Here is a 12,835-nt window from a genome sequence, read left to right as displayed (position 1 = left end):
CAGAAGTGAAACGCCGTAGCGCCGATGGTAGTGTGGGGTCTCCCCATGTGAGAGTAGGGAACTGCCAGGCATCAAATAAGTGAAGAGGCCATCCGAAAGGATGGCCTTTTTGCGTTTTTATCCCTTCCTCGTTGCTCTAAACTAATCACCTATCCCCCCGTATATACGGTAAACTATCCCGGTTTTTGTCTCAGGATAGCGTCTATGAATCACTCCCTTAAGCCCTGGAATACCTTTGGCATTCAACGTAATGCTAATAAAATTGTACGTGCCGATACTGCACAGCAGCTGCTGGATGCCTGGCAAAGCGCAACAGAACAAGACGAACCTGTACTGATTCTGGGCGAAGGAAGTAATGTCCTGTTTCTCGATGATTTTGCGGGAACGGTGATCGTTAACCGCATCATGGGAATTGATGTGGAAGAGCGCGCCGATAGTTGGCATCTGCACGTTGGCGCCGGTGAAAACTGGCATCATCTGGTGCAATACACCCTGGACAAAGGGATGCCAGGACTGGAAAACCTTGCCCTTATCCCTGGCTGCGCCGGATCATCCCCCATTCAAAATATCGGTGCCTATGGCATCGAACTGAAACACGTTTGTGAATACGTCGATTGTATTGAGCTGGCGACCGGCGCGGCTCAGCGTTTAACCGCTGAACAGTGCCGTTTTGGCTACCGTGACAGTATTTTCAAGCATGAATATCAGGATCGCTACGTGATTGTCGCCGTAGGCCTGCGTCTGTCAAAAAACTGGCAGCCGGTGCTGACCTACGGTGATTTAACGCGTCTCGATCCCGAAACGGCGACTGCCCGTGATGTTTTTGACTCGGTGTGCCATATGCGCACGACCAAACTTCCTGATCCTAAAGTGAATGGAAATGCGGGAAGTTTCTTCAAAAACCCGGTTATCAGCAGCGAAAACGCACAAGCGTTTCTTGCAGGTTGGCCTGCCGCGCCCCATTACCCACAGGCGGATGGTAGCGTGAAGCTGGCCGCGGGCTGGCTTATCGATCAATGCCAGTTAAAAGGCGCCTCCGTGGGCGGTGCGGCCGTTCATCGCCAGCAGGCTCTGGTGCTGATTAATCAAAACGATGCGACCAGCGAGGATGTTGTCCAGTTGGCCCATCACGTCCGTCAGCAAGTGGGCGAAAAATTTAACGTCTGGCTGGAGCCAGAGGTCCGCTTCATTGGCCGTACGGGTGAAGTGAATGCCGTGGAGGTTATCGCGTGAAGGACAATACTATCCCTTTAACCCTGATAAGCATTCTTGCCGACGGTGAATTCCATTCCGGCGAGCAACTGGGTGAACACCTGGGCATGAGCCGTGCCGCCATTAACAAGCATATCCAGACCCTCCGCGACTGGGGTGTCGATGTCTTTACGGTACCCGGAAAAGGCTACAGCTTGCCGGAGCCGATTCAGCTGCTGAATGAAGAGCTGATCCGCAGCCAGGTAGAGCATGGCAATGTTGCGGTCTTGCCGGTGATCGATTCGACCAACCAGTACCTTATGGATCGACTCAGCGAATTATCCTCCGGGGATGCCTGTGTAGCCGAGTACCAGCAGGCCGGGCGTGGCCGTCGAGGCCGCAAGTGGTTTTCGCCATTTGGTGCCAACCTCTATCTCTCCATGTACTGGCGTCTGGAGCAGGGTCCCGCTGCTGCTGTTGGCCTGAGTCTGGTCATCGGGATTGTGATGGCAGAAGTGCTGCACGATCTGGGCGCTGATAAGGTGCGGGTGAAATGGCCAAACGATCTTTATCTGAACGATCGTAAACTTGCCGGTATTCTCGTTGAATTAACGGGTAAAACAGGCGACGCGGCGCAAATTGTCATTGGTGCAGGCCTCAATATGGTAATGCGCAATGTACAAAATGACGTGGTGAATCAGGCGTGGACCAATCTGCAGGAAGCGGGGATCACCATCGATCGCAACACCCTTGCCGTGCGTATGATTAAAGAATTACGCAGTTCGCTTTCGCTCTTTGAACAAGAGGGGCTGGCATCCTTCCTGTCCCGTTGGGAAAAGCTGGATAACTTTATTAACCGTCCGGTGAAATTGCTGATTGGTGATAAAGAGATCTACGGTATTTCCCGCGGCATCGACGCACAGGGCGCGTTGCTCCTGGAGCAGAATGGCGTGATCAAACCCTGGGTGGGCGGTGAGATTTCACTGCGCAGCGCGGAATAACCCATTATGCGAAAACCCGCATGCGCCGCTCTGGCCGTCATGATGAGTTTACTGTTCTCCCCCCTCTCTCAGGCGGGCCAGGCCTGGGAGAGTTACAAAGCACGCTTCTTTACGCCGGAAGGGCGGATTGTCGATACTGGCAACGGCAATGTTTCGCATACTGAAGGCCAGGGCTTCGCCATGCTGATGGCGGTGGCTAACGACGATAAAACCACGTTCGATAAGCTCTGGAAATGGACTGACAGTACGCTGAAGAACAAAGAAAATGGTCTGTTTTACTGGCGTTATAACCCTGCCGAGTCCAACCCGATTGCTGACAAAAATAACGCCGCCGATGGCGATGTCCTGATTGCCTGGGCGCTGTTGAAAGCGGATACGCGCTGGCATGACAAACAGTACAGCGCCGCATCGGATGCGATAACGAAAGCACTCATTAGCCACACCGTGACCCGTTATGCGGGTTACCGCGTGATGCTGCCCGGCGTTCAGGGGTTTACCCTCGACGGTGAGATCGTGCTAAACCCCTCTTATTTCGTCTTCCCGGCCTGGCAGGCCTTTGCCAGTCGCAGCCATTCGCCGGTCTGGGGCAAGTTGATTCAGGATGGCCATCGCTTGCTGGCAAAAATGGGATCGGGTAAAGCCAGACTTCCCACGGACTGGGTCTCACTGGGCTCTACGGGCACGCTGTCCCCGGCCAAAGCCTGGCCGCCACGGATGAGCTACGACGCGATCCGCATTCCACTTTACCTGGCCTGGTCTGATAAGAAGAGCCCGCTGTTAACGCCGTGGCGAGCCTGGTTCGGTCAGTTCCCCCGCGAACAAACTCCCGCATGGGTAAACGTGACGACCAATGAATATGCGCCTTACATGATGGAAGGGGGGCTGCTGGCGGTACGTGATTTAACGATGGGACAGCCATCTGGAGAACCCGAGATCACTGCAAAGGATGATTACTACTCCGCAAGCCTGAAAATGCTTGTATGGCTTGCTGAGCAGTCATAACGGAACGGGTGAGCCCTCTCCCCTGGGGGAGAGGGAAATGCGGTTTACTGCGGATAAGGTACCCAGTCTCCACCGTTCAGGCGAACGTACGGTTTGTTCTGATACTGAATCACGACTGCGTTCGCGTTCTCAGAGACTTCGGCAGTTTGCGGCAGGTTACTGGTGAGCTGATCCCAGTTCACGCTGTCTTCCACAAACAGTTTGCCGTCAACCGCGCGGGCAACCAGTTCTGAAATGGCCAGATAGCTGGTTGGCTGAGCGATCTCAATCGGTGCGCCCTGATGAGGTGCCTTCATACCAAAGAATTTAATGCCTGCCGGTACGTTGGTAATAGACGGGCTAGGGATATCACGCAGACCTGACACCTGCATTCTGTCGCCTTTCAGCGCGGCGCCGTGTTCAGGTACCACAACCACCATCACTTTACGGCCCGATTTATCCAGCTCCGTAAAGAACGCGTCCAGTTCATCGAAGAATTTCTGCGCACGAACTTTATAATCTGCCGTTTTGCTCACGCCAGGGAAGTGGTTACCATCGTGAAGCGGCAGCGTGTTGTAGAACGTTGCACTGCGCGGATTACTGTCTTTTTCGATGGTCTTCAGCCAGCGTTGCAGCACGGCGGTATCGTCATAAACAGGTGAACCGTCAAAGCCCAGCAGAGTGACCGGCAGTCCGGTTTGATCCATCAGCTGTGCCTGCATACCACCCTGTTCGCGCACCTCTTTCAGGAAGTTACCGAACTGGCCGTTATGTCCCAGCATCAGATGCTGCGTGAAGCCCAGTTTTGAGAGGTTATCGAACAGATAACACTGGTTGCCGGCGGGTTGATACAGGTTCTTATGCGATGTCTGACCGCAGCTTGCACGAAGCAGGCGAATTGCCGCCGGGCCGCTGTACGAGGTGGCAGAGTTAAAGTCTTTAAACTGGATATCGAAATGGGACCACAGCGGGTGAGACATCAAACCCGCGGCATCGACGTCAGCCCAGGAGAGGGAACAGATGTTGATCACCAGCAGCTCAAACGGCTGAGCATCCGCCGGCAGGGCTTCCGGGAATTTGGTCTGACGTTTATCTTCCGCGGTATAGAAGCTGGAGAGCCAGGCGTTCAGGTTAGTGGACGTCGGCGGTGCGGTCTGCGTCGGGATATCGCCGACCACAGGCGTATCACCTGCCGTCGTGACGGTTGCCGCTGCACTTCCCCCGGTAGTGGTCACCGTGGTCGTGGGTTGACCCGCGGGCCACAGGGAGAAGTCTGGACCTGCAAGCGTTAGCACGTTCAGCCAGATCATAATGGCGACGACAAATACCGTGACGCGGATCCATTGTGACAGGAACAGCCAGGCCACCAGCAGCACAAAGACGGCACCTATCATTTGCCAGTTAATAAAGCGCTCGGTCAGGTCAAGGACATAGCTGGCGCTAAACCCTGCCACCTGCGAACCCTGACTCATAATGCTGTCCGGTCCCGGCAGCCAGGTGTCATGCCAGAACAGAGCAAAGCCGACAGGGATAGCAATCCAGTGACGCAAGCGATGCAGCCTGATATTGGGCAAAGGCATCAGCAGGAAAGCCATAAACACCAGGTTGAGCAGGGGATGGAAATTCAGATAGCCTGCCCACAGCAGACCAAACTTCACCAGAAAGTAGAAGTTCCAGCCGGAAAGGCCGCGCCAGTATTGCCAGAGCGGCGATGGTGACGAAGCGGTATAGGTAGAATTAGTCATGTTTTCGGTCTGCCTTGACGTGTGATGCCCGTGTCAGTGTTCCGGCTGGTTTTACATAGCGAGGTTTTACAAACAGCACTCTGGCCGTATCGCGGATACGGCGTATGGAATGGCGTGCATAGTAGCCAAGCGGGAAAAAGATCAGCGCACAGAATACGACCAGTTGAATGATATCGCTGATATTCATGATGGTGCGTTCTCCCCATTCTCAGTTAACAGGCGAAGGGGTTCCGGTATTCGCCGCCAGACGTGTCCGTCATGTCGGGCGTTGAGAATCGGTTTGGCATCGCTCTTCACGGTGAGCGGTTTCGCCCATTGTTCAGGCTCGAGGGCGCGCATCTGCACCAGCTCTGCACTGATAGAATTATCTTCGAACCAGATCATACGGTTCGAGAAAATATCCCCGGTTGGCAGGGGGAAGATATGGTTAAGGGCGGTATCAAGATCGTTTATCCGGCAGAAAGACAAGAACAGCACCAGGCGGTTGTCGCCGATGGTCATAATGTCTCCTGTGCGGTTCGGACGGCATAACGTGAGCGCCTGTTCAACGCGGATACCCGGTACCGGGCGCAGGGCAACCATCACCCCTTTCCCGTCTGCAGGAAGCAGCGTGTTGCTCATCATGTTGCCGACGGCGTCGCAGAAGGTATCCCATTTCTGGTATCCGCGCAGCTTCATCGGCTGCGTCATGGAGAGCAGGGTGGAGATATCTTCCGGTACGTGACGGTTGAACTGCTGACCCTGAACGCTTTCGAGAAGCGTCAGGCAGCGTGATAACGGCGCATTCCACGGAATGACCATATTGGCACCGCAGCCCAGAAGCAGGCGCTCATCCGTGGCGCGAAGGCTGGTGTTATTTTCGCGCACCACTATTTTTAAGGCGCTTCCGCGCTGGCGACGTAAGGTATGGATCTGTCGCGCCAGCGTTTCAATCTGGTTATTTTGCATGAGCGAAAAAACAATGGTTGCCGCCTGGGTTGTGCGAGCTTCATTAAAAAGCGCTTCGTTAGAATCAAACAACGACCAATTTTCCGAGAGCGCAGGTGCCCCCTCTAAAACGGCAATATGGCTCAGGATTCGTTTTTCATCGCTGCGCGGTTGCACCACGGTTTCTTCCTGCTGCGCCAGGTGCCATTCGCCCTCAATATGTTTAAGGGTGAGCTGTTGTCTGGCGCTTACGCCTTTTTCATTACACCAGAACGCAATATCGTAGAGATAGCTGTCTGCCTGGTTCCGAAGACTCGCCAGACCAAACAGGGAGCGATATTCGCCCATTAAAAGGGAAAACAGTTTGTCGTTATTACTGCCAGGATTGACTATCAATAGCGTGCAATTTTGAAATTTTGCCCATTTATTGATTTTTTCCAGCCAGGGCAGTAGTTTTTCAGCAGGGATATTTTGCAGGGCGTTATTTGAGCATTTCAGAATCACCAGATAGTGATCCGGATCAATAGAGCACTGAATGTCGCGGGACAAAAAGTATAGACTATCGGCCTCCGCAGGCATGGAAAATAATCGCACCGTCTGCGGACCACGATCGTTTTCAAGGGTGATAATTTTCTTTGGCTCTTCGCCCATGCTCACGACGGCCACGCGGGAATCCTTGCCCTGAGCGGCAATTGTCTTGTTTACCAGACTGATAGCATCTTCATTACGATCCGTATTAATCCACCAGACTCCTCCGACTGGCATGTGGCTCAATTCGTCCCATAATGACTGGATGCCAATAGAAAATATGGAGTCCACGGTGTCCCTCTTTTCGTTTAATTTCTCTGTATCTCAGTTTACTAGCGAAAGCGTAGAAATAAACCTAACATTGAAATTAAAGAACATCAGATTTAGCATGTAAATGAAATTTGATAGGGCAGGAAGCCTCGCTACTTCTGATTGTGCGATTTTACTCAAAGGGATGGAATAGAATGGATAATAACGAACCCGGCACCCCAGTCGACTCAACCCTGGGTTACACATTCCAGAACGACTTTCTGGCGCTGACGCAGGCGTTTTCATTACCTGAAATAGATTACACCGACATTTCCCAGCGGGAACAGTTGGCCGCGGCTATTAAACGTTGGCCGCTATTAGCTGAATTTGCCCAACAACAATAAGGGAGCCATTGATGGCCATACTAGGATTACAGGGCGTCCGTGGTGGAGTAGGTACAACATCCGTTACCGCGGCGCTGGCGTGGTCATTACAGCTTTTAGGTGAATCGGTATTGGTGATTGACGCCTGTGCCGATAATTTGCTGCGCATGTCGTTTAATGTCGACTTTACGCGTACAGAGGGTTGGGCTCGCGCGCTGCTTGATGATAAAGACTGGCGCGATGCGGGTATGCGTTATACCTCGCAGCTTGATTTACTGCCCTTTGGCCAATTGACCACTACCGAGCGTGAAAATGAAGCTGCCTATCAGCGTCTGTTTTCCCAGTTCACCGTCGCGCTGCAGGAGCTGAAAGAAAAAGGCCATTATAAGTGGATCCTTCTGGATCTGCCGCACGGCGCCGGCACGCTGACCCGACAACTTATGGCGCAGTGCGATCGCGTGCTGTCGATTGTGAACGTCGACGCGAATTGCCATATCCGTCTGCATCAGCAAGGGTTGCCTGAAAATGGTCATATCCTGATTAACGATTTACGTATTGGCAGCCAGATCCAGGACGATCTGTATCAGGTTTGGCTGCAAAGCCAGCGCCGTCTGCTGCCGATTGTTATCCATCGTGATGAGGGCATGGCGGAATGCCTTGCCTCCAAACAGCCACTCGGTGAATACCGCAGCGATTCCCTGGCGGCAGAAGAGATCCTGACGCTGGCGAACTGGTGTCTGCTGCACTTTGCCAAAGGGGCAGAGCCTGCAGGGAGTTCTGTATGAGCCGTCTCGCCAGCTGGTTACTCATCCCGCCGGTCAGTTCGCGTCTGAGCGAACATTACCGGCATTTTCGCCGGCACGGAGCTTCGGCATTCAGCGCCGCGCTCGGCTGCTTCTGGATGATTCTGGCCTGGACGTTCATTCCCCTTGAACACCCGCGCTGGCAGCGCATTCGTGCGCAGCACAGTGAGTTATATCCGCATATTCATCCCGACCGCCCGCGACCGTTGGACCCGGCGCGTTATATCATTCAGGCTATCTGGCTGGTGGCCACGTCGTCCCGCTCAGAAAACAAAGCGCCGCGCTGGCGCAGCTTCTCCCGCGTGCAACATTTACGTGAGCGCTATCATCAGTGGCTGGACAGTTTGCCTGACCGCGTGGGTGACAAGACCAGCCATCTGGATAACCATAAAGAGCTCGGGCATCTGCACCCGGGCTTGCGGCGTTTTATACTCGGCGTAATCGTCGTTTTCTCGCTCATTCTGGCCCTGGTCTGTATTACGCAGCCCTTTAACCCTCTGGCGCAGTTCACCTTCCTGATCCTGCTGTGGGGCGTGGCATTGCTGGTGCGCCGTATCCCGGGACGCTTCTCCGCCCTGATGCTGATTGTGCTGTCACTGACCGTCTCCTGTCGCTACATCTGGTGGCGTTACACCTCAACGCTCAACTGGGATGACCCGGTCAGCCTGGTGTGCGGTCTGGTTCTGCTGTTTGCGGAAACGTACGCCTGGGTTGTACTGGTGCTGGGGTATTTCCAGGTCATCTGGCCGCTCAACCGTCAGCCGGTTCCGCTGCCAAAAGACACGTCACAATGGCCGTCTGTCGATCTCTTCGTGCCGACCTACAACGAAGACCTGAGCGTGGTAAAAAACACGATTTACGCCGCGCTGGGCATCGACTGGCCGAAAGATAAACTCAAAATCTGGGTCCTGGATGACGGCGGCCGCCCGGCGTTCCGCCAGTTCGCGGAAGAGGTGGGTGTCGAGTACATCGCCCGTACCACGCATGAACACGCCAAGGCCGGGAACATCAACAACGCCCTCAAGTATGCCAAAGGTGAGTTTGTCTCAATCTTTGACTGCGACCACGTGCCGACGCGCTCGTTCCTGCAGATGACGATGGGCTGGTTCCTGAAGGAGAAAGAGCTGGCGATGATGCAGACGCCGCACCACTTCTTCTCGCCAGATCCATTTGAACGTAACCTTGGCCGTTTCCGTAAAACCCCTAACGAAGGCACGCTGTTCTATGGCCTGGTGCAGGACGGGAACGACATGTGGGATGCGACCTTCTTCTGCGGTTCCTGTGCGGTTATTCGTCGTAAACCGCTGGATGAGATCGGTGGCATTGCCGTCGAAACGGTCACCGAAGATGCGCATACCTCGCTGCGCCTGCACCGTCGGGGCTACACCTCCGCGTATATGCGTATTCCGCAGGCCGCGGGTCTGGCAACGGAATCTCTCTCGGCGCACATCGGCCAGCGTATTCGCTGGGCGCGCGGCATGGTGCAGATTTTCCGTCTCGATAACCCCCTGATTGGGAAAGGGCTGAAACTCGCGCAGCGTCTGTGCTACGTCAACGCCATGTTCCACTTCCTGTCCGGTATCCCGCGCCTCATCTTCCTGACCGCGCCGCTGGCGTTCCTGCTTCTTCACGCCTATATCATCTACGCGCCTGCGCTGATGATTGCGCTGTTTGTTCTGCCGCACATGATCCACGCGAGCCTGACGAACTCGAAGATTCAGGGTAAATACCGCCATTCGTTCTGGAGTGAAATCTACGAAACGGTGCTGGCCTGGTACATCGCGCCGCCGACGATGGTGGCGCTGATCAACCCGCACAAAGGTAAATTCAACGTCACCGCGAAGGGCGGTCTGGTGGAAGAGGAGTATGTCGACTGGGTCATCTCGCGGCCGTACATCTTCCTGGTGTTGCTGAATATCGTGGGCGTGATTGCCGGTATCTGGCGCTACTTCTACGGCCCGGAAAACGAGATCCTGACCGTGTTCGTGAGCATGGCATGGGTGTTCTACAACCTGATTATCCTCGGCGGCGCGGTTGCGGTGTCGGTGGAGAGCAAACAGGTCCGCCGTGCGCATCGCGTGGAAATCTGCATGCCTGCGGCAATCGCCCGTGAAGATGGTCACCTCTTCTCCTGTACCGTGCACGACTTCTCAGACGGTGGTCTGGGGATAAAAATCAACGGTCAGGCGAAGGTGCTGGAAGGGCAGAAGGTTAACCTGCTGCTGAAGCGCGGCCAGCAGGAGTACGTCTTCCCGACGCAGGTGGTGCGTGTAGCCGGTAATGAAGTCGGTCTGCAACTGATGCCGCTGACGAAAAAGCAACATATTGATTTTGTGCAGTGTACGTTTGCCCGCGCGGACACGTGGGCTCTCTGGCAGGACAGCTTCCCGGAAGATAAACCTCTGGAAAGCCTGCTGGATATTCTGAAGCTGGGGTTCCGTGGCTATCGTCACCTTGCAGAATTTGCCCCGTCGTCGGTGAAATTAATTTTCCGGTCCCTTACTTCGCTGGTTTCCTGGATCGTATCGTTCGTTCCTCGTCGTCCCGAGCGGGATGAGGCGAAGCAGGCGGACCCGGTTATGGCTCAACAATGATGATAACGCGATGAAAACTAAACTTTCCTGGTTATGTGCAGTGGCAATGGGGGTAAGTGCGCTCCCCACAACGATGGCTAACGCAGCACCCGATAACGCAGCGGCAACGCCTGCTCCGACGGTACCTGTGGTCGCCCAGGCGACCGATCCGGTTATCACCGCGGCACCCGGTCAAACGGAAAACGTCATTCCGAACCAGCCTACGGACGGCAACACCCTGCCGGCAGACAGCAATGTCGTCGGTCAGGTGATGCCGGGCGTACAGGGAGCAAACGCGCCTATTGTCGCGGAAGATGCCCCGTCACGGGACGTGAAGCTGAGCTTTGCGCAGATTGCGCCGCCGCCGGGCAGCATGGTGCTGCGCGGTATTAACCCTAACGGCGGCATTGAGTTCGGTATGCGCAGCGATGAGGTGGTCTCTCACGCCATGCTGAACCTTGAATACACGCCATCACCGTCGCTGTTGCCGGTACAGTCTCAGCTGAAGGTTTACCTGAATGATGAGCTGATGGACGTCCTGCCCGTCACGAAAGAGCAACTGGGTAAGAAAACACAGGCCCAGGTGCCAATTAACCCCCTTTTCATCACCGACTTTAACCGCATACGTCTGGAGTTTGTCGGTCACTACCGTGACGTCTGTGAGAACCCTGCCAGCAATACCCTGTGGGTAGACGTAGGACGCAACTCTTCGCTGCAGATGACCTACCAGTCGCTGGCGCTGAAAAACGACCTCTCGTCGTTCCCGGTTCCGTTCTTTGATCCGCGTGATAATCGTCAGTTAGTGCTGCCAATGGTATTTGCGGCGTCTCCGGACGTCACCGAGCAGCTGGCGGCCACCATTGTGGCATCGTGGTTTGGTTCACGTTCTGGCTGGCGCGGGCAGAACTTCCCGGTGATGTACGACAAAATGCCGGACAGAAACGCGATCGTGTTTGCGACCAACGCGAAACGTCCTGCCTTCCTGCGCGATCACCCGGACGTAAACGCGCCGACCATTGAGATGATGAGCCACCCGGATAACCCGTACGTGAAGCTGCTGGTGGTCTTCGGGCGTGATGATAAAGACCTGGTGCAGGCGGCCAAGGGCATTGCCCAGGGTAACGTTCTGTTCCGTGGAAACAGCGTGGTGGTGGATGAGGTTAAACCGCTGCTGCCGCGTAAACCTTATGATGCACCAAACTGGGTGCGTACTGACCGAGCCGTCACGTTTGGCGAACTGAAAACGTATGAAGAACAGCTGCAGGCGACGGGGCTTGAGCCAGCCCCGATTAGTCTGTCACTGAATCTGCCGCCAGACCTGTACCTGCTGCGCACCAACGGTATTGATATCAATCTGAGCTACCGTTACACCGCGCCGGCAACCAAAGACAGTTCACGCATGGATATCAGCCTGAACAACCAGTTCCTGCAATCTTTCAGTCTGACAAGCACGCAGGATACTAACCGACTGATGCTCCGTCTGCCGGTGTTGCAGGGGCTGCTGGACGGGAAAACGGACGTCTCTATTCCGGCGCTGAAGCTTGGGGCGATCAACCAGCTGCGCTTTGATTTCCAATACATGAACCCGATGCCCGGCGGCTCAGTGGATAACTGCATCACCTTCCAGCAAGTACAGAACCACGTTGTGATTGGTGATGAGTCAACCATCGACTTCTCGAAGTATTATCACTTCCTTGCCATGCCGGACCTGCGTGCATTTGCCAATGCCAGCTTCCCGTTCAGCCGTATGGCCGATCTCTCTGAATCCATTGTCGTCATGCCAAAAGCGCCAAATGAGGGCCAGGTGACGACCCTGCTGGACACCATGGCGTCCGTGGGTGCGCAGACCGGATTACCGGCAATTAATGTCACGTTGACTGACGATGGTAGCCAGATCCAGAACAAAGACGCGGACATCATGGTGATCGGTAACATCCCGGATAAGCTGAAGGATGACAAGCGTATCGATCTGCTGGTCAAAGCAGCGCAGTCCTGGGTTAACACGCCACTGCGTCAGACCGAGTTCCCGAGCATTATGCCGGATATCAACGATCGTCAGGCCAGCGTGCAGACAACCGTTACGTCTCAGGGGCCAATGGCCGCGGTGGTTGGCTTCCAGTCACCTTACAACGAGCAGCGTAGCGTAGTGGCGCTCCTGGCGGACAGCCCGCGTGGGTATGCGTTACTCAACAGCGCGATGAACGACAGCGGCAAACGTGCCGCGATGTATGGTTCGGTGGCGGTGATCCGCGAGTCTGGGGTCAATAGCCTGCGCGTGGGCGATGTGTACTACGTGGGCCATCTGCCGTGGTTCGAGCGTCTGTGGTATGCGCTGGCTAACCATCCGGTTCTGCTGGCTATCCTGGCCGCCGTCAGCGTGGTGTTGCTGGCGTGGGTGCTGTGGCGTCTGCTGCGTATCATCAGCCGTCGTCGCCTTAACCCGGATGAGTAACA

General features: G+C 55.0%; 10 protein-coding genes. 7 read left to right on the top strand and 3 right to left on the bottom strand.

Annotation, left to right across the window (positions count from 1 at the left end; all coding sequences use genetic code 11):
- The first annotated feature begins 204 nt into the window (after positions 1–204).
- Genes murB through ACMVME_RS22375 form a run of 3 tightly spaced genes read left to right on the top strand, consistent with a single transcriptional unit; the run spans position 205 to position 3,194 of the window.
- Positions 205–1,233 (top strand): UDP-N-acetylmuramate dehydrogenase, encoded by a 1,029-nt coding sequence (murB, locus tag ACMVME_RS22385; RefSeq protein WP_044868115.1) that lies wholly within the window; start codon positions 205–207, stop codon positions 1,231–1,233.
- Positions 1,230–2,192 (top strand): bifunctional biotin--[acetyl-CoA-carboxylase] ligase/biotin operon repressor BirA, encoded by a 963-nt coding sequence (birA, locus tag ACMVME_RS22380; RefSeq protein ID WP_025202795.1) that lies wholly within the window; start codon positions 1,230–1,232, stop codon positions 2,190–2,192. The genes murB and birA overlap by 4 nt, the downstream gene beginning before the upstream one ends.
- Positions 2,193–2,198: 6 nt before the next feature.
- Complete coding sequence (locus tag ACMVME_RS22375; protein WP_068795377.1) at positions 2,199–3,194, top strand: glycosyl hydrolase family 8; 996 nt, start codon at positions 2,199–2,201, stop codon at positions 3,192–3,194.
- Between the two features lie 44 nt (positions 3,195–3,238).
- Here ACMVME_RS22375 and bcsG read toward each other — a convergent pair whose 3' ends face one another.
- The 3 genes from bcsG to bcsE are packed head-to-tail and all read right to left on the bottom strand — an operon-like array spanning position 3,239 to position 6,664.
- Positions 3,239–4,918: a cellulose biosynthesis protein BcsG gene (gene bcsG / locus ACMVME_RS22370; RefSeq protein WP_020884479.1), complete on the bottom strand. Its 1,680-nt coding sequence runs from the start codon at positions 4,916–4,918 to the stop codon at positions 3,239–3,241.
- A complete protein-coding gene (gene bcsF / locus ACMVME_RS22365; RefSeq protein WP_025202797.1) occupies positions 4,911–5,108 on the bottom strand; it encodes a cellulose biosynthesis protein BcsF in 198 nt (65 codons plus the stop codon). The genes bcsG and bcsF overlap by 8 nt, the downstream gene beginning before the upstream one ends.
- A complete protein-coding gene (bcsE, locus tag ACMVME_RS22360; RefSeq protein WP_020884480.1) occupies positions 5,102–6,664 on the bottom strand; it encodes a cellulose biosynthesis c-di-GMP-binding protein BcsE in 1,563 nt (520 codons plus the stop codon). The genes bcsF and bcsE overlap by 7 nt, the downstream gene beginning before the upstream one ends.
- Before the next feature lie 173 nt (positions 6,665–6,837).
- On the opposite strand from bcsE, the gene bcsR reads away from it, so the two are divergent.
- The 4 genes from bcsR to bcsB are packed head-to-tail and all read left to right on the top strand — an operon-like array spanning position 6,838 to position 12,833.
- Positions 6,838–7,026 carry a cellulose biosynthesis protein BcsR gene (bcsR, locus tag ACMVME_RS22355; protein ID WP_020884481.1) on the top strand — a complete coding sequence of 63 codons (189 nt, stop codon included), beginning with the start codon at positions 6,838–6,840 and terminating at the stop codon, positions 7,024–7,026.
- Positions 7,027–7,037: 11 nt separating this feature from the next.
- Positions 7,038–7,790: a cellulose biosynthesis protein BcsQ gene (gene bcsQ / locus ACMVME_RS22350; protein ID WP_020884482.1), complete on the top strand. Its 753-nt coding sequence runs from the start codon at positions 7,038–7,040 to the stop codon at positions 7,788–7,790.
- Positions 7,787–10,402, top strand: coding sequence for a UDP-forming cellulose synthase catalytic subunit (gene bcsA / locus ACMVME_RS22345; protein ID WP_047742655.1), 2,616 nt, complete (start codon positions 7,787–7,789; stop codon positions 10,400–10,402). Before bcsQ ends, bcsA begins: the two co-directional genes overlap by 4 nt.
- A 10-nt stretch (positions 10,403–10,412) precedes the next feature.
- Complete coding sequence (gene bcsB, locus ACMVME_RS22340) at positions 10,413–12,833, top strand: cellulose biosynthesis cyclic di-GMP-binding regulatory protein BcsB (RefSeq protein WP_049021720.1); 2,421 nt, start codon at positions 10,413–10,415, stop codon at positions 12,831–12,833.
- The last annotated feature ends 2 nt before the right edge of the window (positions 12,834–12,835 follow it).

This window comes from Enterobacter cloacae complex sp. 2024EL-00711, from assembly GCF_047529885.1.
Classification (GTDB): Bacteria; Pseudomonadota; Gammaproteobacteria; order Enterobacterales; family Enterobacteriaceae; genus Enterobacter; species Enterobacter ludwigii.
Note: the sequence above shows the minus strand (reverse complement) of the source record. Positions and strands in the feature narration are given on the sequence as shown.